Source organism: Marivirga tractuosa, from assembly GCF_042140215.1.
GTDB lineage: Bacteria > Bacteroidota > Bacteroidia > Cytophagales > Cyclobacteriaceae > Marivirga > Marivirga tractuosa_A.
In genome coordinates this window covers 3,783,106-3,807,710 of the sequence record NZ_CP159478.1, presented here as the reverse complement: position 1 = coordinate 3,807,710, position 24,605 = coordinate 3,783,106, and the positions used below count along the sequence as shown (strand labels likewise).

General features: G+C 35.2%; 20 protein-coding genes and 1 pseudogene. 20 read left to right on the top strand and 1 reads right to left on the bottom strand.

Annotation, left to right across the window (positions count from 1 at the left end):
• Positions 1-52 precede the first annotated feature (52 nt).
• From ABWH96_RS17045 to ABWH96_RS16960, 18 genes and pseudogenes are all read left to right on the top strand, one after another.
• A complete protein-coding gene (locus ABWH96_RS17045; protein WP_375578715.1) occupies positions 53-1,189 on the top strand; it encodes a CaiB/BaiF CoA transferase family protein in 1,137 nt (378 codons plus the stop codon).
• A 361-nt stretch (positions 1,190-1,550) separates the two neighbouring features.
• Positions 1,551-1,997 (top strand): division/cell wall cluster transcriptional repressor MraZ, encoded by a 447-nt coding sequence (gene mraZ, locus ABWH96_RS17040; RefSeq protein ID WP_013455401.1) that lies wholly within the window; start codon positions 1,551-1,553, stop codon positions 1,995-1,997.
• Positions 1,998-2,002: 5 nt separating this feature from the next.
• A pseudogene (gene rsmH / locus ABWH96_RS17035) lies at positions 2,003-2,909 on the top strand (16S rRNA (cytosine(1402)-N(4))-methyltransferase RsmH).
• Entirely contained in the window at positions 2,906-3,289 is a 384-nt protein-coding gene (locus ABWH96_RS17030; RefSeq protein ID WP_375578714.1) for an FtsL-like putative cell division protein, read from the top strand. The pseudogene rsmH and the gene ABWH96_RS17030 overlap by 4 nt, the downstream one beginning before the upstream one ends.
• On the top strand, positions 3,279-5,375 hold the full coding sequence (locus ABWH96_RS17025) for a penicillin-binding protein (protein ID WP_375578713.1): 2,097 nt from the start codon (positions 3,279-3,281) through the stop codon (positions 5,373-5,375). The genes ABWH96_RS17030 and ABWH96_RS17025 overlap by 11 nt, the downstream gene beginning before the upstream one ends.
• Positions 5,375-6,841, top strand: coding sequence for a UDP-N-acetylmuramoyl-L-alanyl-D-glutamate--2,6-diaminopimelate ligase (locus ABWH96_RS17020; protein ID WP_375578712.1), 1,467 nt, complete (start codon positions 5,375-5,377; stop codon positions 6,839-6,841). The genes ABWH96_RS17025 and ABWH96_RS17020 overlap by 1 nt, the downstream gene beginning before the upstream one ends.
• 11 nt (positions 6,842-6,852) lie before the next feature.
• Positions 6,853-8,070 (top strand): phospho-N-acetylmuramoyl-pentapeptide-transferase, encoded by a 1,218-nt coding sequence (mraY, locus tag ABWH96_RS17015; protein ID WP_375578711.1) that lies wholly within the window; start codon positions 6,853-6,855, stop codon positions 8,068-8,070.
• Positions 8,071-8,192: 122 nt separating this feature from the next.
• A complete protein-coding gene (gene murD / locus ABWH96_RS17010; RefSeq protein WP_375578710.1) occupies positions 8,193-9,566 on the top strand; it encodes a UDP-N-acetylmuramoyl-L-alanine--D-glutamate ligase in 1,374 nt (457 codons plus the stop codon).
• Positions 9,560-10,741 carry an FtsW/RodA/SpoVE family cell cycle protein gene (locus ABWH96_RS17005; protein WP_375578709.1) on the top strand — a complete coding sequence of 394 codons (1,182 nt, stop codon included), beginning with the start codon at positions 9,560-9,562 and terminating at the stop codon, positions 10,739-10,741. Before murD ends, ABWH96_RS17005 begins: the two co-directional genes overlap by 7 nt.
• Positions 10,742-11,848: an undecaprenyldiphospho-muramoylpentapeptide beta-N-acetylglucosaminyltransferase gene (murG, locus tag ABWH96_RS17000; RefSeq protein WP_375578708.1), complete on the top strand. Its 1,107-nt coding sequence runs from the start codon at positions 10,742-10,744 to the stop codon at positions 11,846-11,848. It abuts the gene before it with no gap.
• Complete coding sequence (murC, locus tag ABWH96_RS16995) at positions 11,845-13,242, top strand: UDP-N-acetylmuramate--L-alanine ligase (RefSeq protein WP_375578707.1); 1,398 nt, start codon at positions 11,845-11,847, stop codon at positions 13,240-13,242. Before murG ends, murC begins: the two co-directional genes overlap by 4 nt.
• Positions 13,232-13,996, top strand: a complete 765-nt coding sequence (locus tag ABWH96_RS16990; RefSeq protein WP_375578706.1) for a cell division protein FtsQ/DivIB — start codon at positions 13,232-13,234, stop codon at positions 13,994-13,996. The genes murC and ABWH96_RS16990 overlap by 11 nt, the downstream gene beginning before the upstream one ends.
• A 24-nt stretch (positions 13,997-14,020) precedes the next feature.
• A complete protein-coding gene (gene ftsA / locus ABWH96_RS16985) occupies positions 14,021-15,337 on the top strand; it encodes a cell division protein FtsA (RefSeq protein WP_375578705.1) in 1,317 nt (438 codons plus the stop codon).
• Between the two features lie 28 nt (positions 15,338-15,365).
• Entirely contained in the window at positions 15,366-16,934 is a 1,569-nt protein-coding gene (gene ftsZ, locus ABWH96_RS16980; RefSeq protein ID WP_375578704.1) for a cell division protein FtsZ, read from the top strand.
• Positions 16,935-17,365: 431 nt separating this feature from the next.
• The gene (locus ABWH96_RS16975; RefSeq protein ID WP_375578703.1) at positions 17,366-18,781 is read left to right on the top strand and encodes a CCA tRNA nucleotidyltransferase; all 1,416 of its coding nucleotides are present in this window, start codon (positions 17,366-17,368) and stop codon (positions 18,779-18,781) included.
• Positions 18,782-18,845: 64 nt separating this feature from the next.
• On the top strand, positions 18,846-19,535 hold the full coding sequence (locus ABWH96_RS16970; protein WP_375578702.1) for a tetratricopeptide repeat protein: 690 nt from the start codon (positions 18,846-18,848) through the stop codon (positions 19,533-19,535).
• Positions 19,536-19,589: 54 nt separating this feature from the next.
• Positions 19,590-20,456: a substrate-binding periplasmic protein gene (locus ABWH96_RS16965; protein ID WP_375578701.1), complete on the top strand. Its 867-nt coding sequence runs from the start codon at positions 19,590-19,592 to the stop codon at positions 20,454-20,456.
• A 13-nt stretch (positions 20,457-20,469) separates the two neighbouring features.
• Positions 20,470-20,979 carry a hypothetical protein gene (locus ABWH96_RS16960; protein WP_375578700.1) on the top strand — a complete coding sequence of 170 codons (510 nt, stop codon included), beginning with the start codon at positions 20,470-20,472 and terminating at the stop codon, positions 20,977-20,979.
• 36 nt (positions 20,980-21,015) lie between these two features.
• Here the strand turns inward: ABWH96_RS16960 and ABWH96_RS16955 are convergent, their stop codons facing one another.
• Positions 21,016-21,420, bottom strand: a complete 405-nt coding sequence (locus ABWH96_RS16955) for an OsmC family protein (protein WP_375578699.1) — start codon at positions 21,418-21,420, stop codon at positions 21,016-21,018.
• A gap of 138 nt (positions 21,421-21,558) precedes the next feature.
• Between ABWH96_RS16955 and ABWH96_RS16950 the strand changes: the two genes are divergently transcribed.
• On the top strand, positions 21,559-23,553 hold the full coding sequence (locus tag ABWH96_RS16950; protein WP_375578698.1) for an alpha-amylase family glycosyl hydrolase: 1,995 nt from the start codon (positions 21,559-21,561) through the stop codon (positions 23,551-23,553).
• A gap of 351 nt (positions 23,554-23,904) precedes the next feature.
• Entirely contained in the window at positions 23,905-24,534 is a 630-nt protein-coding gene (locus tag ABWH96_RS16945) for a FecR family protein (RefSeq protein WP_375578697.1), read from the top strand.
• The last annotated feature ends 71 nt before the right edge of the window (positions 24,535-24,605 follow it).

The following is a 24,605-nucleotide window of genomic DNA, read 5'->3' as shown; positions in this document are numbered from 1 at the left end:
GGTTTAAATAAATAATTCTTTTAATTCAAAGTTTTAAAAATAGACCCCCAAAATGCCCTCAATCTTCAAAGAATTACGAGTAATCGAATTAGCCAATGTTTTAGCTGGGCCATCTGTAGGTCAATTTTTTGCTGAACTAGGAGCTGAGGTAATCAAAATCGAAAATCCTAAGACAAAAGGTGATGTTACCCGCTCTTGGAAGCTCAAAAGGGAAGATTCTGAAAGTTCAATTTCAGCCTATTTCTCTGCTGCTAATAGCGGAAAAAAATCAATTGCCTTAGATTTATGGAATCGAGAAGACTTATCCATTCTTAATAAATTAATAGCCAAATCTGATATCGTAATCGCCAGTTATAAAGCAGGTGATGCCGAGAAATTGAAGGTTGATTATCAGTCGCTTAAGTCAATTAATTCTAAAATCATTTATGGTCAAATTACAGGTTACGGAGATGAGGATAACAGGGTAGGCTATGACGCCATCATTCAGGCTGAAAGCGGATTTATGAGTATGAATGGAGAGCCGGATGGGAATTCTTTAAAAATGCCGGTAGCCTTGGTGGATGTTCTGGCAGCTCATCATTTAAAAGAAGCCATTTTATTGGCTTATATCAATTTGCTGAAAAATAATGAAGGCTCAAAAGTATCTGTTTCTTTATTTGAATCTGCTATTGCTTCACTAGCAAATCAAGCGACCAATTACTTAATTGCTGGATATAATCCACAAAAAATGGGAGCGGAACATCCTAACATTGCACCTTATGGAACGGTTCTGAAAACAGCCGACCAAAAAGAAATCCTTTTAGCAGTAGGAACAAATTCCCAATTTCAAAAGCTTTGCGGAGTCTTGGAAATAGCTGAAATTTCTGAAGATGGTAGGTTTAAAACCAACACTTTAAGGGTGGAAAATAGAAGGGCTTTAAATCAGATTTTGCTAGTAAAAGCAAAATTATTTCAATCTGAAATCCTCATTGAAAAACTCAAAAAATTGCAAATTCCAGCTGGAAAATTGCAGTCTGTTGCTGAAGCTTTGCAAGGACAAGATGCCGAAAAAATGATTTTGAAATCAGCCGAAATGAACTTCGGATTACGAAATTTTGCAGGCGATTTATCATTTATGGGAAAATTCTCCCACCTTGCCCCACCTCCTGAATTTGACCAAGAGAGAGATGAAATTCTAGCTTTAATCTAGTTTTTAGCTTACTTTTTGATCATTTGATCCAAAATCCTAAGTTTCAAATATTACACGCCCAAATTTTCACTGTAAATTTGTTTTTAACTGATTATCAAAAGCTTGTGTAATTTGCTTGATGCTACTACTTATATTTTAAAGTACTGGTAGTTAGATGGTTGTGAATTTATGTTAGTATCAATTTCCTAAGTTTTAAAATATTAGAAAACTTCCATTCACTGATTTTGAGCGACTTTTCCTTGTCTTTTTGATGCCCAAAATGTAATCTTTTGAAGAAAAGTGTAAAAAAGTGGGGGAAAGTGGTATGAAATGTCGCATATTGTTTTAGCTTTGCATATAAGAAATTGTGTAAACTATAAGCATGGCATTCTTCACCGGTGAATATGATTGTAAGCTAGACGCCAAAGGGCGGATGGTCTTGCCTGCCAAGATCAAAAATGCTCTACCCGAGGGTAGCGGTGATGAATTAGTGGTGCGCAGAGGTTTCGAGCCATGTTTAGTTCTTTATCCGATGCTTGAATACAAAAAGATTTTCTCAAAGATTGCTGGCTTGAATGAATTCAATGCTGAATACAGAAATCTACAACGCAATTTCTTCAGAGGCAACGCAATCGTGGAACTCGACAGTGCAGGAAGAATTTTGATCCCCAAAAATATGATGGCTTTTGCTGGATTAGAAAAGGAATCTATCGTGGTGGGAATGGGAAATCGAGTTGAAATTTGGGATGCATCAAAATATGATGATTACTTGATTAAAGACCAGCAGGAATTTTCTGATTTGGCTGAGAAACACCTTTTTGAATCTTAATCCCTATGAGCGAATATCACGAACCGGTTATGTTACAGCAATGTCTGGAAGGATTGGCTATTAAGCCCAACGGCATTTATGTGGATTTAACTTTTGGTGGTGGTGGTCATTCTAAAGCCATTTTAGAAAAGTTAACTGACGGGAAACTATTAGGATTTGATCAAGATCAAGATGCTGAAGCTAATGCTGAAGCCATTGATCATCCAGGTTTTGAGTTTGTGCAAGCGAATTTTAGGTTCGTAAAAAAATATTTGAAATTATACCGCATTAAGCAAGTTGATGGAGTTTTAGCTGATTTGGGAGTTTCTTCACATCAGTTCAATAAAGCGGAGCGAGGTTTTTCTACTCGATTTGATGCAGAATTGGACATGAGAATCGGACCAACATGCTCCCGTAACAGCCAAGCAAGTGATAAACGAATATAGTGAGGCAGATTTGCATAAGATTTTTGGACTTTACGGTGAAGTTCGAAATGCTAAGACTTTAGCATCCGCTATTGTTTCAGCAAGAGCAGCTAGTCCTATCAATACAATTGGAGAGCTAAAAGAGATCTTAGGAAGATTTGCTAAGCGTGGAAGAGAGAATAAATATTATGCACAAGTTTTTCAGGCACTTAGAATTGAAGTGAATGAAGAATTGAAAGCTTTGGAAGAAGCTTTATTGCAAATGGAAGAAGTAATTAAGCCAGGTGGTAGATTAGTCGTAATGAGCTACCATAGTCTGGAAGATAGATTGGTGAAAAACTACATCAATAAAGGGAAATTAGATGGTGAGGAAGAAAAGGATTTCTACGGAAATGTTTTGAAACCATTTAAAGCCATCAATCGAAAGCCTATTACTGCTGAAGATGTGGAGTTAGAAGTAAATAATAGAGCTAGAAGTGCAAAATTAAGAATAGCTGAAAAGTTATGAGCGAAAATACTTTTAAACAAAAGGACAAAAACAAAGCAAAAGATTCAGCTTCGGGAAGCATTTTCTCAAAGTTGGATAAGGCTTTAGGTGGTAATAATGCAGAAGGTGGATTACCAGTGCATTACCTGCCTTATGTTTTATTCTTAGTGGCGATAGGTATTTTTTATATCGGAAATAGCCATTATGCAGATAAAACCACTCGAAAAATAGATAAGCTTCATCAGGAAGTGGAGGATTTAAGAGCAGATTATACAACATTGAAATCAGAATATATGTTTGCTTCCAAGCAATCGGAAGTTGCTAAAAAGGTCAAGAAATTAGGATTACAGGAATCGGAAAAACCACCATTTAAAATAGTAATAGAGAAAGGTGAATATTAAGAAGTCCATATTGCTCAGAGTACGATTAGCATTTTTGGCGATTGTCATTTTTGCTGGAGCTATTATGTACCAAATTTTTCACATCCAGTGGATGGAAGGTGATAAATGGCAAAAGATGGCCGAAGAAATCAATATGAGCTATCAGGAAGTGAAAGCTACGCGTGGGAATATATATTCTGATAACGGAAGCTTGTTGGCTACTTCTTTGCCTTTTTATAAAGTAGCATTCGATCCTACCATTGCGGATGAACAATTATTCAGAGAGAATATTGATTCTTTAAGCTTGATGCTGTCCAAAAACTTTGGGCAAACTTCTACTTATTACAAACAAAAAATCACTTCAGCCAGACAAAAAGGAAGGCAATATATTTTTCTTTCTAATGAATTGATTGGTTACCAGAAGAAAAAAGAGATGGAAACTTGGCCTATTTTCCGTGAAGGAAGATTGTCTGGGGGTATTATTTTCACAAAAACAGATAAAAGGTTCAGACCTTTTTCAAACTTAGCATTTAGAACAATCGGTTTCCTAAATGAAAACGATTACGGGGCTGGTCTAGAATATAGCTTTAACAAATATTTAGCAGGAACAAACGGTAAAGCATTATTTCAGAAAATATCAGGAAGTAGTTGGAGACCCGTAAATGATGGGTCTGAAATCAGACCAAAAGATGGGTTTGATATTCAAACCACAATCGACATCAATTTACAGGATGTTTCTGAATCAGCACTTTTACGTCATCTGATCCAACATGATGCTGATATGGGCTGTGTGGTGGTAATGGAAGTAGCAACAGGTGAAATTAAAGCCATCTCTAATTTGAAGAAGCTGTCAAATGGGAAATATGGTGAAGTTTACAATTATGCAGTAGGGAGTCATGGATTAAGAGAGCCAGGTTCTACTTTTAAGTTAGCCTCTTTTATGGCACTTTTGGAAGAAAGAGATATTAAGCTTTCAGATTCAGTTGATACTGGAGACGGGGAGTATAAATTTTATAAAGATAAAGTGAGAGACCATAAACCAGGTGGATATGGGACAATATCTATTCGTGATGCTTTTGAGAAATCATCAAATATTGCCATTGCTAAATTAATTGATGAAACCTTTCGCGAAAATCCACAACGGTTTTTGGATTATCTAAAAACCATGGGGGTAACACAGCCTTTAGGATTTCAAATGATTGGAGAAGGTAAACCAAATATTCCACCAATCAAACAATGGAGTGGAATTACTTTACCTTGGATGGCTTACGGTTATGGCTTGGAACTGACTCCTTTACATACTTTAACCCTATTTAATGCAGTTGCAAATAATGGAAAAATGATTCGACCACTTTTGGTTAAATCTATTAAAAGAACTGACAAGAAAATTAATACTTTCAAAACGAGTGTAATAAGCGATCAAATTTGTTCTAAAGAGACGTTGGACAAATTAAAAATCATGCTGGAAGGTGTGGTACAAAATGGAACTGCTTCAAATATTAAAAATGCAGATTATAAAATTGCTGGTAAAACGGGGACAGCGCAAAGTTTGAAAGACGGTCGATATGTTCGACAATATTATACCTCATTTGCAGGTTATTTTCCAGCAGATAATCCTAAATACTCAGCAATTGTAGTCATGGATAATCCCAAAGGCTATCAGCAGTATGGTTCAGATGTGGCAGCTCCAGTTTTTAAAGAAATTGCTGATAAAATTTATGCATTGGATTTGAATATGCACGAAGAATATCAATTAGCTAAAAAGCCTGAAACTGGAATTTTTCCTGTAGTTCAAGCTGGCAATAAAAATGATTTATCCTCCATGTTAAATTATTTAGGGGTTTCAAATCATAGTGATGAGCAAGAATTGGAATGGGTGCGTGCATCAATTCATAATAATTCAATTAAATGGGAACCTAATAATCAGCATCAGCAAGGTTTAGTGCCGGATGTTAGAGGTATGACATTAAGAGATGCATTGTATTTATTAGAGAATACAGGTTTAAGAGTTATAGTGGATGGTGAAAAAGGTAGAGTGGATAAGCAATCTCAATATCCGGGTTCAAGAGCATTAAAAGGAAGTACAATAAAATTAGAAATAGGTTAGTGGCAAACTTAAAAGACATATTATATAAAGTAAAATTAATCAGCATTTCTGGCGCTACTGATATTGCTATTGACGCCATACAGTTTGATTCTAGAATTGTGGGTGCCGGAGATGTCTTTGTTGCTATTAAAGGAACACAGGTTGATGGTCATGAATTTATATCAAAAGCTGTTTCTCAAGGTGCTGTTGCCATTATTTGTGAGGATATTCCTACAGAAATCAATCCTGAAGTCACCTATGTGCAGACTGATAATTCGGCTAAGGCTCTTGGGATTATGGCTGATAATTATTTCGGTCATCCTTCTGGAAAATTGAAATTGGTTGCGGTAACAGGCACAAATGGAAAAACCACAACAGTGAGTTTGCTGCATCAGTTGTTTATGAATTTGGGCTATCATACGGGTATGATTTCCACAGTTCAAAACCAGATTAATTATGCAGTTATTCCTGCAACACATACCACGCCTGATGCACTTCAGCTAAATTCCCTTTTAAAGAAAATGGTGGATTCAGGCTGTAATATTGTTTTTATGGAAGCCAGTAGTCATGCTATCGAACAGGAAAGAATGGTAGGTTTAAAATTGGCAGGAGCTGTTTTTACTAATATCTCACATGAGCATTTAGATTATCACAAAACATTTGATAATTACATAAAAGCTAAAAAGAAATTATTTGATGATTTACCTTCCGATGCATTTGCTTTGGTGAATGTGGATGATAAAAGAGGAATGGTGATGTTGCAAAACTGCAAAGCATCAAAATATACTTATTCCTTAAAAATGATGGCGACTTATAAAGCCAAAGTTTTAAGTAATTCATTACAAGGTCTTGAACTTAATATAGAGCAAAAAGATGTTTGGTTCCGACAAATAGGCTATTTCAATGCCTATAACCTTTTAGCTTCTTATGCAACTGCACATTTGCTAGAGGAAGAAAGTGAAGAAATATTAATGAACTTATCTCAAATCGAATTGAAGAATGGAAGATTTGAGCAAGTGCCAAATAATGCAGGAATTACGGCTGTGGTAGATTATGCACATACTCCGGATGCTTTAGAAAATGTATTGCAAACAATAAACAATATCAGAACGGGTAATGAGCAAGTTTTAACGGTTGTAGGTTGTGGAGGAAATCGAGATACAGCTAAAAGACCTTTGATGGCTGAAATAGCTTGTAGGTTTAGTGATAGAGTGATTTTGACTTCTGATAATCCAAGATTTGAAGAGCCAGAAGCGATTATTGCGGATATGCAAAAAGGCGTTCCGGTTTCTCAAGTGAGGAAAGTAACAAATCTTCCAGATCGGAAAGAGGCTATAAAATTGGCTTGTAGTTTTGCGCAAAAGGGAGATATCATATTGGTGGCTGGAAAAGGTCACGAAACTTATCAGGAAATAAAAGGTGAAAGAAGCCATTTCGATGATAAAAAAGTAGTAAATGAAATGTTGAATTTGATCCATAATAAATAAAAAAGAGAAAGGTGTTATATTATTTATTCGACTTCTTAAATAAAAAAATGGACTTGCTTGGGGCAGGGGTGTTTCAATATATCTCCTTCAGAGCAGGTATGGCTACACTTTTTTCTTTGTTGATTACCATCACCTTTGGTAAGCAATTGATCAATAAATTGAGAAGAAAGCAAGTTGGGGAAACTGTTCGTGATTTAGGGCTTGATGGTCAGATTGAAAAAGCGGGCACACCTACCATGGGTGGAATAATGATTATTTTAGCCATCGTAATTCCAGTTTTACTTTTCTCTAAAATTGATAATATCTATATCATTTTACTTTTAGTTTCCACAGTTTGGATGGGCTTAATTGGCTTTTTGGATGATTATATCAAAGTATTTAAAAAGAATAAGGAAGGACTTCAAGGCAAGTTTAAAGTATTCGGTCAAATCGGTTTAGGGCTTATTGTTGGCTTAACTTTATTCTATCATCCTGATGTTACGGTTCGTGAATTTGGTTCTCCTGTAAGTGTTGCGGAAGGAGTTGAAATGGTTGCTGAAACTTCTTATGAGGATGTAAAATCAATGGTGACTACCATTCCATTTTTCAAAAATAATGAATTTGATTATAGCAGTATTTTACCATTTCTGCCCGATGGCTCTACAGTCGTTATTTATGTATTGATTGTTATTTTTATAGTTACTGCAGTCAGTAATGGAGCCAATATAACCGATGGAATTGATGGGCTGGCGGCCGGAACTTCCGCAATTATTGGATTAGCTTTAGCAATTTTTGCCTATGTATCAGGTAACGCCATTTTCTCTCAATACCTTAATATTATGTTTATCCCCAATAGTGGGGAAATTGTGATTTTTTGTGCGGCCTTTGTGGGGGCATGTGTTGGCTTTTTATGGTATAATACGCATCCAGCTCAGGTTTTTATGGGAGATACAGGAAGTTTGTCAATAGGTGGAATTATAGCTGTTTTGGCATTGGTGATTAGAAAGGAGTTATTGATTCCTGTTTTATGCGGGATTTTCTTGATTGAGAATCTCTCGGTTATTATTCAGGTGAGCTATTTTAAATACACTAAAAAGAAATACGGTGAAGGGAAAAGAGTATTTTTAATGTCTCCCTTGCATCACCACTATCAAAAGAAAGGAATTCATGAGTCTAAAATTGTAAACCGCTTCTGGATTGTAGGCATTTTGTTGGCCATTATTTCAGTAGCAACACTAAAACTAAGATAAATTAGAAATTTGAAGAGGTCAGTACCGAAGGTCAGACCGGAGTTATATAGAATTGAATAAGGTAGAAATAAAGTTGAAATAGATAGAAATATAATAGAAATAAGAAAAATACTTAAAAAACAGTGAGTAAAAGAATCATCATATTGGGAGCAGGAGAAAGCGGAACCGGTGCTGCTTTGCTAGCAAAAGCAAAGGGCTATGATGTTTTTGTGTCTGATTTTGGAAGTATTAAAGAAGCTAATAAAGCAAAATTAAATCAAGCAGAAATTCCTTTTGAAGAAGGAAAACATACTGAAGATTTAATTTTAAATGCCCATAAAATAATCAAAAGCCCTGGAATTTCCCCTAAAGTGGAGATTATTCAAAAAGCTTTAGCCAAAGATCTTTCTGTAATTGATGAGCTGGAATTTGCTTTTGGATTTACCAAAGGAAAAATCATTGCGATAACGGGAACGAACGGTAAATCTACCACTACCATGCTGACTTATCACTTGCTTAAAGAAGCAGGTTTGTCTGTAGGATTAGGTGGGAATATTGGCAAAAGTATGGCTGGGCAATTAGTTGATCAAGATTATGATTGGTGGGTGTTGGAATGCAGCAGTTTCCAAATTGACGGTTTTGTTGATTTCAAACCAGATATTGCCATTTTATTGAATATTACGTCCGATCATTTAGATCGATATGATTATAAAGTTGAAAATTATGTAGCATCTAAATTCTCCTTATTCAAAAATCAGGATAAAGATGATTATGCGCTATTGTATACAGAAGATAAATTGATCAGTGAGAATCTTTCAAAACATCAATTTTCTTCTCAATTGTTAGAATTAAAATCTGAAGATATACCTCAAAATGGAGCCTATGCTAATCCATCTGGTATCATCATCAATTTAAATGAACAAAGACATACTTTTACTCAAAACTTACTGACAATTAAAGGAAAACATAACCAGACTAATGCCATGGCTTCTATTTTAACTGCTAAACTCGCTAAAATTAAGAATGAAAAAATTGCGGAGAGCCTTCCGAAATTTAAAAGCATTCAACACCGATTGGAATCGGTTGGAAATATTCATGGAATTGAATTTATAAACGATTCCAAAGCTACTAATGTGGATGCGGTTTATTATGCCTTGGATGCTTTTACTAGACCTATAATCTGGATAGTCGGAGGTGTGGATAAAGGAAATGATTATAGTCAGTTAGATGCAGTGAGCACCAATGTGAAAGCCATTATTTGTTTGGGAAAAGATAATGAGAAGATAAAAGAGCATTTTAAAAGCAGATGTCCTATAATCGAAGAAACACAATCTATGCATGAAGCTGTGAAAATGGGGTATAAATTATCGAAAGATAGGGAAGTCGTATTGCTTTCCCCTGCTTGTGCAAGCTTCGATTTATTTAAGAATTATGAAGACCGAGGGAATCAATTTCGCTTGGCATTCCAATTATTGGAAAGAGAAATAGAATTGAAAAAAATATCGCAGTCATGCTAAGTATTCAAAACATAAAAGCTTGGACTGACAAGCACCTAAAAGGAGATCCCGTGATTTGGACGGTGGTTTTCGCTTTGGGTATGCTCAGTATTTTAGTGGTGTATAGTGCGACCGGAACTATTGCTTATTTCAAATATGGTGGCAATACGGAATACTATTTATTACGTCATAGCTTTTTAGTGCTTTTGAGTTTCTTTGCTATGTGGGTAGCACACAAAGTTGATTACCGCTATTATTCCAAATTATCACGTTTGGCTTTATGGCTTTCAGTTCCTCTTTTGATTTTTGCATGGCAATTTGGTGTAAACCTAAACAGTGCTTCAAGATGGATTACTATACCATTAATTAATCAGTCATTTCAGCCTTCTGATTTGGCAAAATTAGCTTTGATTATCAATCTGGCGGGTATGTTATCCAAAAGACAGCAAAATATTCATGACTTTAAAAAGGCATTGATACCTATGCTATTGTGGTGTGGCGTAATTTGTGGGTTAATTGCCATGACCAATTTATCGACTGCGATTCTACTATTTCTAACCTGTATGTTGCTTTTATTTATCGGTAGAATCCCAGTTAAATATTTAGCTATGCTGGCTTTTGTGGGTGTTTTTGCAGTGAGTATTGCCATGGTCGTGGGGCAAAGGGGTGAAACAGCTATTAGCCGTGTTGAGAATTTCATAAATAAAGAAAATATTCCTTTTCAAGCACAGCAGTCCTACATAGCAGTGGCTACTGGAGGAGTAACTGGGAAAGGGCCAGGAAATAGCAGTCAACGGAATTTCCTACCGGAAGCTTTTTCCGATTTTATTTTTGCTATTGTGGTGGAAGAATACGGAATGATAGGTGCAGGGATAGTGATTTTATTATATCTCACTTTGCTGTATAGAGGCATGAAGGCAGCGGCTGCCAGTGGCAGGGCTTATGGAGGATTGCTTTCCGCAGGACTGAGTTTTGCCATAGTCATTCAGGCTATGGTGAATATGGGTGTTGCCGTTGGTTTAGGACCCATAACGGGTTTACCACTTCCGCTTTTAAGTATGGGGGGAACCTCACTTTTATTTACTGGATTGGCAATGGGCATTATTTTGAGTGTTAGTCGTGGAGAAATTGAGGAAACGCCCGATGCCTTGAGCAAAAAACAATTTTCTAATTTACCTAAAAAAGAAGCAGCCTAAATGGATATGCAAAAACCATATCGATTTATTTTAAGCGGGGGCGGCACAGGTGGTCACATTTTTCCTGCCTTGGCAATTGCGGATGAAATCAAAAAGCAGCTACCAAATGCAGAAATTCTTTTTGTGGGAGCTGAAGGTAAAATGGAAATGCAAAAAGTGCCGGAAGCGGGCTATAAGATTTTTGGATTACCAATAGCGGGTATTCAAAGAAGTTTGACATTGAAGAATTTGAGCTTTCCGTTTAAGCTGTTGAATAGCTTAAAGCAAGCTAAAAAAATAGTAAAGAATTTTAAGCCGGATGCAGTTATAGGTGTAGGCGGTTATGCTAGCGGACCCACTTTAAGAGCCGCTTCTAATTTAGGAATTCCTTGTTTGCTGCAAGAACAGAATTCTTATGCTGGTTTAACTAATAAATGGCTAAAAAAGAAGGTTAAGCAAATTTGCGTGGCTTATGAGAGGATGGATAAATACTTTCCAGCCTCAAAATTGAATTTAACAGGAAACCCGGTTAGGAAAAACTTATTGGAATTACCTGAAAGGTCACAGGCAATTAAAAGCTTTGATTTAGACGAGAGTAAAAAGACAATTTTGGTCTTAGGCGGAAGCTTAGGAGCAAGAACCATAAATGAAAGTATTGCGCAGAATTTGGATTTGCTAGCAAAAGAAGATTTTCAGATGCTTTGGCAAACGGGCAAGCTTTATCATAATGAAATGCTAGCTCGATCTGAAAATGCTGATAAGAAGCAGTTGAAAGTACTAGAGTTTATTAAGAATATGGATGAAGCCTATGCTGCAGCTGATATTATCATTACGAGAGCGGGGGCATTATCTGTTTCAGAATTGCAAGTAGTGGGTAAGCCTGTAATATTTGTGCCTTCACCTAATGTAGCAGAGGATCATCAAACCAAGAATGCTCAAGCATTGACTAAAGAAAATGCAGCCTTAATGGTGACTGATGCACAATCGATAAAGGATTTGTTGCCTCAGGCTTTTGAATTATTAAAAGATACTGAAAAGCAAAAGGAGCTTTCTGAAAACATAAAAAAAATGGCTAAACCAAAAGCCACAGAAAATATAGTATCGATTATATTTAAAATGATTGAATGAAGATAAAAAATATACATAGCGCATATTTCATTGGAATCGGAGGCATTGGCATGAGTGCTTTGGCTCGTTGGTTCCACCATAATGGGGTGCAAGTTTATGGCTATGATAAAACATCAACCAAATTAACCACCCAATTAGAAAGTGAAGGCATTTCAATTCATTTTGAGGATGAAATTGAAAAAATGCCTGATTTTGTATTTAAGAATAGTAAAGAAGTATTGATTGTATATACTCCTGCAATTCCAAAAGACCATAAAGGCTTTAATTACTTAAAACAAAAAGGAATTAGTCTTTATAAAAGGTCTGAGGTTTTAGGCAAGCTGACAGAAGGTATGTTTACTGTGGCAGTTGCTGGAACTCATGGTAAAACCACTACTAGTTCCATGATAGCACATTTGCTGAAAAGCGGAAAGAAAGATATTGCAGGATTTTTAGGTGGAATCACTACTAATTATGACACAAATATGGTCATGAATCAAGGTGACTATAAAAAGGCAATCATAGTGGTAGAAGCAGATGAATTTGATCGTTCATTTTTAACACTTAAACCTAATATTGCAGTGGTCACTTCAACGGATGCAGATCATTTGGATATTTATGGCAAATTAGAAGAATTGAAAAAATCATTTTCTCTTTTTCTTGAGAATGTAAACCCTAAAGGTCAGGCTTATATTAAAGATGGGTTATGGGAAGAAATTGCTTCTAAAAAGATAAAGGCTGAGCCCTTTTCCTATGGATTAAATGCTGGAGATATACGCGCATTAAATGTAAAGGTGAAAGATGCGAAATTTGTGTTTGATGTAGCTTTGAATGATAAAATTATAAAGGGCTTCCAATTGTCAGTACCGGGTTTCCATAATGTGGAAAATGCGGTTGCATCAATTGCAGTGGCACATCAATTAGGGTTGAACGATAAAGAGATTTTAGAAGGAATAAAAACCTACAGTGGAGTAAAACGCAGATTCGAATACATAATACAAAGAGATGATTTTGTATTTATTGATGATTATGCACATCATCCAAGCGAAATACAAGCGATGTTGACTTCAGTTAGAGCATTATATCCTGGAAAAAAAGTAAGTGTTTTATTTCAACCGCATTTGTATTCTCGAACTCAGGATTTTGCAGTTGAATTTTCTCAAAGCTTAAGCTTGGCGGATGAAGTAATGTTATTGGATATTTATCCTGCTAGAGAATTACCAATTGAAGGAGTAAGCAGTGACATTTTATTGGAATCAATTCAGGTAGATGAGAAATACAAAGTTGAAAAGGAGACGATAATAGATTATTTAAGTAATCAAGATTTAGAGGTTTTCATTACAATGGGAGCTGGAGATATAGATAAATTAGTTGAACCATTAAAAAATATGTTTAACAAGAAGCATGCAGCTTAAAAAGAGTTTAAATATCGTCCTAAAAATAGTTTTACCCGCTTTGATATTTGTGGTAAGCATTGGCTTTGTAAGCAAAAAACAGGATGAAGTACTGTGTAAAAAGATTATCATCAACATTAAAAATCAGCAAGGTAATTTCTTTATTAATGAAGCTGATATTAATAGTTTATTGACCAGCAATGGCAATGAAATGGTAATGAATTTGCCATATGAAAATTTCAAATTAAAAGATTTGGAAGACAGAGTGAATGCTCATAAGTTTATCCAAACGGCAGAAGTATATAGAGATTTAGCTGGAAATATGATGGTGGATGCTGTGCAAGCTAGACCAATTGCCAGAATTTTCAATCCAAATGGAGCTGATCATTATATCAGTGATCAAGGTAAAATATTACCAGTCTCGGATAGATTTACGGCTCGGGTAATGGTATTATCCGGTGATTTTTTTAATTCTTATTTGGAGAAAGATATGCTGGCAGATGATGCCGGAAAAGATTTATTTCATTTTATAAAATTTATAGAGCAAGATAAATTTTGGAGTGCGCAGTTTGCGCAATTGGAAGTAGATGATAGAGGAATAATTAATATTTACCCTCAGGTTACCAAACAGTTGATCGAATTTGGGACAGTGTATAATTATTCTGATAAATTATCGAAACTTAAAATTTTTTACGATAAGATACTGCCAGACAGAGGGTGGAATCGATACGATCGTGTAAATTTACAGTTTAAAGAACAAATCATTTGTGAATAGAATAACATTAGTTGATACATGGACATGCAAAATGATAAAATAGTAGTCGGATTAGACATAGGAACCACCAAAATTGTTGTGATTGTGGGTCATAAAAATGATTATGGCAAACTAGATGTTTTGGGTATGGGCAAAGCCGTATCTGATGGTGTAGTTAAAGGCAAAGTCATTAATATTGAAAAAACCATTTTGGCAATCAAAAAGGCGGTAGAAGAAGCCGAAGATAATTCCGGTATCGACATAAAAGTGGTGAATGTGGGTATAGCCGGTCATCATATCCGAAGTTCTATCCAAAGAGGAAGCATAACTCGTGAGGATAGGGAAGAAGAAATTACAGTTGAGGATGTTAATCGTTTGACCAATGATATGCACCGCATGGTAATTCCTGCTGGAAATCAGATCATCCATGTAATGCCACAAGTTTATACTGTAGATTATGATGATGGAATCAAAGATCCTGTAGGCATGACGGGGATCAGATTGGAAGCTGATTTTCATGTAATCACTGCTGATATTAATTCCATTAACAATATTCAGAAATGCGTGAAAAGAGCAGGCTTGGATATTGAAAATATGATATTGGAACCATTGGCTTCTAGCTTAGCAGTTTTATCTGATGATGAAAAAGAGGCTGGAGTTTGCCTAGTAGATATAGGGGGTGGCACAACAGATATTGCCATTTTCCATGAAAATATCATCCGTCATACTGGTGTAATTCCATTTGGCGGTAATATCATTACCTCTGATATAAAAGAGGGCTGTATGGTCATGCAACAGCAAGCTGAATTATTGAAAACCAAATTCGGTAGGGCGATTTCAACTGAAGCAAGTGAAAATGAAATCGTTTCGATTCCTGGATTAAGAAATAGAGCACCAAAAGAAATTTCCATTAAAAATTTGGCGCATATAGTAGAAGCAAGAATGGAAGAAATCATTGACTTGGTGCATGCAGAAATATTAGCATCCGGTTATGAAGGTCGTTTGGCTGGTGGAATTGTGATCACCGGTGGTGGTTCGCAGATGCACAGCGCCAGACAACTAGTAGAATATTTAACCGGAATGGATGCCAGAATTGGTTATCCAAACGAACATTTAGGAAGAACAAAAATAGAGGCTGTGAAAAGCCCGATGTATGCCACATCTGTAGGATTAGTATTGGCAGGTTATCGTTCAATTGATGAGCGAGAAAACAGATACCTTGAAGCAAAGTTGAATAATCAGAATATGTTTATCAATCACAAGCAGAAAGGTGCGAAAAGAGAAGGAGACTTCTTTTCAAAGATTATCAATAAAACTAAGAGTTTTTTGATAGATGATTTTGATGAAAAAGATGATTATTGATATCGAAAGAATATAAAACACGAATATTATGACAGAAGGAGCTTATAAATTCGAAATTCCAAAACACCATAAATCTATCATCAAGGTGATAGGTGTTGGTGGGGGTGGCAGTAATGCTGTTAATCACATGTTTAACCAAGGCATCAGAGATGTTGAGTTTGTGGTCTGCAATACAGATTCCCAAGCCTTAAAATCAAGTCCTGTGCCTAATAAGCTGCAAATAGGAACTAATCTAACAAGTGGATTAGGTGCTGGTGCTAATCCTGAAAAAGGAAAAGATGCCGCACTTGAAAGCAAGGAGGAAATCCGTGATTTGTTAGGTAATGATACTAAAATGGTTTTCGTTACGGCAGGAATGGGAGGAGGCACTGGTACTGGTGCAGCACCTGTCATTGCGCGTATTGCCAAGGAAATGGATATCCTGACTGTGGGGATTGTCACTTCGCCTTTTAGTTTTGAAGGAAAGAAGAAGGTAAGACAAGCAGAAGAAGGAATTCGTCAGTTAAAGGAGAATTGTGATACTGTTTTGGTAATTCTCAATGATAAATTGAGGGAGGTTCATGGTAATCTGACCATTGGAAATGCATTTGCGAAAGCGGATAATGTATTGACAACCGGTGCCAAAGGTATAGCGGAAATCATAACGGTTCCCGGTCAGGTAAACGTGGATTTTGAAGATGTTAAAACGGTAATGAAAAATGCCGGTGCTGCAGTAATGGGTTCTGCCAAAACCGAAGGAGATGGCAGGGCATTAAGAGCAGCAGAAGAAGCTTTATCTTCTCCATTATTGAACAATACTGATATTTTAGGAGCTCAAAAAATATTGTTATCCATCATTTCAGGTGAAAAAGCCGAATTGCAAATGGATGAATTGACTGAAATCACCGACTATATTCAAGAGAGAGCCGGTGATGAAGCTGAAGTGATTTTTGGACATGGAATGGATCAATCTTTAGGAGAAGGATTGTCTGTAACGGTGATTGCAACAGGTTTTGATCAAGGTGGTTATAAGGAAAATGCTATTCCGCATCAAGAAGCCAGAAAGGTTTATGATTTAGATTCCAATAAACAAATTACCTTATTTGGTAATGAGAAAGAGGAAGAAAGGCCTAAGCAAGAACCAAAAAATGAGCCTAGTCCATTTACTTTTGAGAAGAGAAATACGCAAGAATCTCGTCCACAGTCTGATGAAGAAAGAGGGTATTCTTTTGGTTTTCCTTCAAAAAAGCAAGAAGAGCCAGATTATGCTGAAGAGGAAAGTGATTATGCAGATGACTTTACCCAAAGCTTGTCCAATGAATATGATATAGTGGATAAATCCGAAAGTCAGGATGATATAAATAAAAAAGAGGCAGAACGTCAGGAAATGTTGAAAAAGCGTTCTATTGAGAGAATTGAAAAGTTGAAGAACTTAAATGGTGGACATACCAACACTCCTGAAGCCTATAAGCAAATGGAAGTACCGGCTTATAAGCGAAAGCAAGTGAAATTAAGAGATGTACCTCATTCTTCAGAGCAAAATGTATCAAGATTCAATTTGAATGATGATAATCAGATATTGGGCAATAATAAATTCTTGCACGATAACGTAGATTAATTATTCATAAATCCTTCTTAGTCATAATAAACAGGTGTACAAGGCAGCTTCTTAGGAGGCTGCTTTTTTTGTAACCACAAATAGAGGATGACGCTTAGGATTGTTTAGGTTTAATCGCCAATTTTCAACATAAAAACTCAGGTTATTATATGAAATCTAAAATTAAATTACACAAAGGATGGTCATTTGATTCTGATTTTCAAGTAGATTCAAATGATTCTCGTGTAATTGCCTAATAGGCTCTAATTAATTCAATCTCTTCTAAAAAGCAATTATTGAAATCTATAAAAAAGCATAATCCATGGTTAAAATACTTGTAATTTTCATCCTCTTATCATCAAATTATACTAATTTTACAATTGCTTAATATGAAGCATTTTCATACAGTTAAGATATCAATACTTGGTAAAACAATATCCTAAGTAGTAATAATGAATTTCTCGGCACTTCTTGCACAACATCCTGTTTTTGAATTAGTAAAAAAAAGCGCCCATTCGCTTGGGATAGAAGCCTATGTGGTAGGTGGATATGTACGTGATTTGATTTTAAAACGACCTTCAAAAGATATTGATTTTGTATGCGTTGGCAGTGGAATTGAATTGGCCAAGGAAGTAGCCGCCAATATTGGATCAAAAAAGAAGTTTCAAGTTTTTAAAAATTTTGGTACTGCTAGTATTCATCATGGTGATTGGGAACTGGAGTTTGTAGGAGCAAGAAAAGAGTCTTATCAGAGAGACAGTCGCAAGCCAATAGTGGAAGAAGGAACTTTAGAAGATGATCAAAATAGGAGGGATTTTACCATTAATGCTTTAGCAATAAGTTTAAATGAAGAAAACTATGGAGCCTTAATTGATCCTTTTGGAGGAGTAAAAGATTTAAAGAAAAAACTAATAAAAACCCCTCTGGAGCCAGATATTACTTTTTCCGATGATCCTTTAAGGATGATGCGAGCTATTCGTTTTGCTGCCCAATTAAATTTTGATATAGCTCCAAATACTTTTGATAGTATCATAAAAAATGCTGAACGATTAAAGATTATTTCTGCAGAGCGCATCACGGATGAACTGAATAAAATCATCATGACTGAGAAACCTTCTTATGGCTTTAAGTTGCTCTATCATGCTCAATTATTGGATAAATTCTTCCCAGAAATGATGGAATTGCAGGGAGTAGAAGAGAAGAACGGATTCAAGCATAAAGATAATTTTTATCATACCTTGCAAGTATTGGATAATACTGCTGAATATGGGGGCGATTTGTGGTTGAGATGGGCAGCAATTTTACATGATATTGCCAAGCCAGCTACCAAACGCTTTAATCCTAAGCAGGGGTGGACATTCCACGGCCATGAAGATAAAGGAGCGCGTATGGTTCCTAAAATTTTCAAAAGGATGAAACTGCCTCTAAATGAAAAAATGAAGTATGTTCAAAAGTTAGTACTTCTTCATTTAAGGCCAATTCCATTAGTTAGAGATAATATTACCGATAATGCAGTTAGACGATTGTTATTTGAAGCTGGTGATGACATTGAAGATTTAATGACACTCTGCCGTGCTGATGTTACCTCAAAAAACATGAATAAGGTAAAGCAGTTTCAAGCTAATTTTGATAAGGTGGAGCAGAAAATGAAAGAGGTGGAGGAAAATGATCAAGTCAGAAATTTTCAACCACCAGTGAGTGGTGAAGACATCATGAAAGCTTTTAATCTTTCTCCTTGCAAAGAAATCGGAATCATAAAAAGTGAAATAAAGGAAGCGATATTGGATGGGGAAATTCAAAATAATAGAGAGGAAGCTTTTGAATTTATGCTTAAAATCGGAAAGAAACTTAATTTAAAATCAGAATAGAAATTGCGCCAATTTATATCTTGGCATAATATTGGTAAGTCATCAACTAAATTAAATCATGAAAATGGGAAAATTTACTCAAAAATTACTTTTAACATTAGTATTAGCATTCGTAGTATTCAACTTTAATTCGTTGGCACAAAATGAAGAAGATATTGAAAGAGTTAGGTTAAAATACAACAGCTCGATTAGATACAATGATTTTCAAGTAGCCAAAAATGCTATTTATGATCTGATGGCATTAGAACCTAATAATATATCTTATCTTGATTCATTAGCTTATATCTATTTCGAATTTAATCAATATGCTTCTGCAGCTTTAGTTTCGAGAGATGCTTTGAAACAAAATCCTAATAATCAATTGATGTTGCAGATAGGAGCAAAAAGTTTTGATCAATTAGGAGCTTTGGATCAGGCGTTAAAAATGTATCAAAAGCTTTATAATATTTCGGATGATGGCTACGTGCTTTACGAAGTAATTCAAAAGCAATATGCCTTAAAAAAATATGATGATGCAATGATTAATACTGAATTGCTTTTGGGCAAAAGAATTGTAGATGGTAGTCAGGTTTACGCTGCAGATCAAGAAGGTAATGAAATTGAGGTTCCTTTTAAAGCGGTTATCAAAAACCTTCAAGGTTTAATAGCCAGAGGGAAAGGAGATGAGGAATCTGCAAAAAAATATTTTAATAGTGCATTATCCTTGGCGCCCGATTACGCTTTACCTCAAGAAAATTTGAATCCTAGTGAGTAATGTTTTTATTTACAAAGTGATCCAATTCTATATTCCACTTAAATTTTATTAATTATGAAGCTTTCAAAACTAATATTACTACTAAGCTTATCTACTATAAGCTTTAGTTTATTCTCGCAAAACCTTTCGGGTGATAACTATGAAAAAGCTAAAGCAGCTGGCAATGGGACTGTTACTTTCACTTATGTGGAAACTCCAGGATTTGTTTATAAGGATCAGAGTGGAAAATTGACAGGAGTTTGTGTTGATATCATGAATGATTTCTTACAATATGTACGTCAAAATCATGGCATAAATTTAAATGCTAGGTTCTTAGGTAATGGAAATAGTTTTAGTGCGATGTATAATGGTGTTAAAAACGGTAAAAATGGAGTGTTCGGTTTAGGAAACATAACTGTGACAGAAGCCAGGAAAAATGAAATTTTATTTAGCCCTTCTTTTATTACCAACTTTGCTATTTTAGTTACACATAGCAGTGTGCCAACATTGGAATCAATGAGCGAGATAGGTCAAAAATTTAATGGTTTTACTGCCTATACAGCAAAAGGTACTTTAAATGAAAAACGTATCAATAAATTGAAATCTGATTATTACTCAGATTTGGATATCAGTTATGTAAATTCAAGTCCTGATGTGTTGGATAAGATTTTGTCAGACAAAAAGTCTTTATCTTATTTAGATTTAGCCTTTTACTTATCAGCTGTAAAAGAAAGGAAACCTTTGAAAAGACATAAAGTAGGAGATGAAGGGTCTGAAGAGTTTGCTTTTGTTATGCCACAATCAAGTGATTGGCAGCCCATTATTGAAGAATTCTTTAATGCAAATGGAGGTTATAAAAATACTACTGAATACAAGAAAATACTTGTTGATCACTTAGGATTATCAGCAGTAAAATTATTGGATTCAGCTTCTGAAGAATAATCTAAGTTATTTTATGAGTCAAAAACCAGATTTTAAGTATTGGGAGTCGTATTTTCAGTCATTGCAAATGACCTATTATGGTTTATTGGCAGCCCCATTGTTTCTTTTTGCAGTGGTGTTTTTAAGAGCTGAAAATGGCAATGCAAAATTGCTTGGTATACCTGCAGATATAGAAGATACTGTAGTAGGGGTAACTGTAATTTTAGCTATTATTGAAATTGTTTTCCTTCATCTTTTAGCAAATAGGCAATATAAATTGGCAGCGCAAGATGAAGAATTAACTTCGAAAATGAGAAAATATAAAAGTGCTACTTTAGTTAAATATATAGGTTTGGCCATATATCAAATTATAACAGTGACGGTTTTCGCCATGACTTATCATAATGGTTTGATGGGATTATTTACTGGCCTATTACTTTATAGTTCGTTTTTCAGACCAGAAATTCAAAATGCACGAAGAGATTTGAAGCTAAGTAAAGAAGAATATCAGAAGATAGATTATAAAACAGGTTTAGTGACCTGATAAACAAAAGGCTTTCTGATCAGAAAGCCTTTTGTTTTATATTTCTTTTATCACAACTTCATATGTTGCCTTAACATTTAAAGTACCAGATACAGAGCAATATTTACCGGCAGCCAATTCAACCAATTTCATAAATTCATCTTCTTTTAGATTGTCTGAGGTGGCTGTAAATATCATGTGGATGCTTTCATATGCTCTTGGATGTTCTTCTCTTCTTTTCCCCGTAGTTTCAACTTGAAGGTCCATTAGATTTTTCCTTCTTTTCTTAATCATTTCCACCAAATCAACTGATGCGCAAGAAGCTAATGCTGCCAAAAGACTTTCCATAGGAGAGAAATAGTCCTTACTTTTAGCATCATACATATCAATATTTAAGATATTGCCCGACTCATTTTTGCTCTCATATTCTTTGGGAGCCAGCATATTTGTGATTACTCTCATTTCTTTTTTAATTAAATTTTCAGGAAATCGCAAAGCTACAATCTTATCAATAAATTTATAAGCTTATAACTTATATTTTCAATCACTGTAAGATTCGTTAATCTTTTCTTATTTTTAGAAAAGCCTAAAAGTATAAAAATGTTACAAATTATTAAAGATGATCCGTGGTTAGCCCCTTATGAACCTGATATCCAAAGCCGATTTGATTATTTTAAATCTGAATTAGAACGGATTGAAAGTGAATATGGAAGTTTAGTTAATTATGGGTCTCGACATCAGGAGCTTGGTTTTCAAAAGAATAAATCAGGTTTTATTTATAAAGAATGGGCTCCCGATGCGCAAGCATTATCCTTAGTAGGGGATTTTAATAATTGGGATGAAAGTGCTCATCCTATGACTAAAAGTGAAAATGGGATTTGGGAAGTTGAAAATAATGAAGAGGGTGGCTTGAATCATCTATCCCCAGTTAAAGTAAGGGTCACTTCATCCAATGGTAAACATGATAGAATTCCAGCTTATATAAAATATGCCACTCAAAATGAGCAGGATTATGATTTCACGGGAAGAGTTTGGGCTCCTGAAAAAGAATTCAAGTGGAAGGATGATAATTTTAAATTAAATGATATTAAAAATCCTGTGATTTATGAATGCCATCCGGGCATGGCTCAGGAAAAAGAAGGAGTAGGCACTTTCAAGGAATTCGAAGAGAATATTTTACCAAGAATCAAGGCTTTAGGTTATAATTGTATTCAACTAATGGCAGTAGCCGAACACCCTTATTATGGTTCTTTTGGTTATCATGTAGCTAATTTTTATGCGCCTTCTTCTCGTTTCGGCACTCCTGATGAATTGAAATCCTTAGTTAATGCTGCTCATAAAATGGGAATTGCGGTCATTATGGATGTGGTACATTCCCATGCAGTCAAGAATTTTTCTGAAGGCTTAAATGATTTTGACGGTAGTGGCAACCAATACTTTCATCACGGAGCTAGAGGCTATCACACTGGCTGGGATTCCAAATTATTTAATTATGGAAAAGAGGAAGTATCTCGTTTTCTCTTGTCGAATTTACATTACTGGTTGGAAGAATTTCATTTTGATGGATTTCGCTTTGATGGAGTAACTTCCATGCTTTATCATCATCATGGGGAAGGAGTGAGTTTCGATCATTATGATAAATATTTCAAGGATGGAGTGGATTGGGATGCAGTGCGCTATTTACAGTTGGCCAATACCTTAATTCATGAAATTAAACCCAATGCCATTACCATAGCAGAAGATATGAGTGGAATGCCAGGCACTTGCCAAGCCATTGAAGAAGGTGGTTTAGGCTTTGATTATCGTTTGGGAATGGGGATTCCTGATAATTGGATAAAATGGCTTAAGCATAAGCAAGATGAAGATTGGAGCATGCAAGAAATCTGGAATGTGCTGGGCAATAGAAGATACGGGGAAAAAACCGTGGCTTATGCTGAATCTCACGATCAGGCAATGGTAGGGGATAAAACCTTGGCTTTCTGGTTGATGGATAAGGAAATGTATTGGCACATGGCAAAAGGAGATGATAATTTGATTATCGACAGAGGCATAGCTTTACACAAAATGATTCGCTTGGTGACGGCTTCTGCTGGTGGTGAAGCCTATTTGAATTTTATAGGCAATGAGTTTGGTCACCCAGAATGGATGGACTTCCCTAGGGAAGGCAATAATTGGAGTTATAAATATGCCCGAAGACAATGGTCTCTGGTTGATAATAAGGAATTAAAATATCATTATCTGAATGATTTTGAAAAGGCAATGCTAGAGCTCTTGAAATCAGAAAATGTACTGCAAGCAGCTCCAGCAAATTTGCTTAATGTAGATGAAACTAATAAAGTATTGATTTTTGAAAGATCGAATTTGATTTTTGTCTTTAATTTTCATCCAAATAATTCTGTGCCTGATTATGAATTCTGGGTACCAAAAGCAGGAAAGTATCTCTATCTCTTAAACAGTGATGATACAAAATTTGGAGGATATGAAAGGATTGATCAATCCACTATTCATGAAAGCTTTAAAAAGGAAGGTGGAGATTTTATTAAGATTTATTGTGTGAACAGAACGGCTTTGGTTTTGAAAAGGAAATATGAATAAATAGCTTCTATACTTTCACCACAATAGATTCAAAAGAAAACAAAAGGTAGCCAAAGGCTACTATTACTTTAACCACTGAGTAACACAGAATCTTTGTGGTTAAAAGAGAACAGTTTTAGGTTGTCCTTTCTATTGTGGTAGAAATGCTTGTTAAAAAGCTAAATGTTTAATATAGGTTAATTTAACAGCATTGAAGGTAATTAGGCATGTTGAGTAGTCAAGATCAAATCATAATTAAAAAGGATTGAATTAAGATTAAGGGTAGAGTAATATTGCTAGCGATCAATATGTTTATTTATCAATTAATTTCTTTTCTATTAACTTTACTATTCTTAACGAAATCAAAAGATCATGAAATTTAAATACCTATTCAGTTTACTTATATTATCAGTTTTAATAACTTCTTGTGCAAAAGAAAAAATCACCACTCAGGATAATTATGAAGTGGTGGAATTGCCCGATGGCAGTATTGTATTTCTAAACCATTATTCAGAATTGGAATTTATAGAAGCCTTTGATCAACGTAGAGTTGCTCTTTCCGGGGAATGCTATTTTTCAGTTGAACCTTCCGACAAATCTTTTACCGTAACAGGTAAATTAGGTGAAGTGGAAGTTTTGGGCACCGAATTCAGTGTAAAATCTGATAATGAGGATATGGAAGTTGAAGTGGAGAAAGGTAGTGTGAAATTTAGTGTAGAGGATATGTCTAAGGAGATTTCTAAAGGGCTAAAAGCGTCTTACCAAAAAGGTGAAAATGCCATTGAAACAGGAAAAGCTTCCAATGATTTTAAGAAATGGATGGCTAAATTAAGGATTGAGTTCAAGCGACTGGATAAACAATTAAATGATGAGGCAAAAGGCATAGAGGAAGAACTCAATAAAAAAGCTAGGGAAATTGAAAAAGAAGCCGATAAAATTGGTAAAGAACTAGATGAGGTAGGAGACCAAATTGGTAAGAGTATTAAGAAAATTACGGATTAAAATCAAAATAGTCTTCTTAGCTAGAGATCATTCTGGCTAAGAAGACTATTTGTATTGCTTAAAAAAATAGA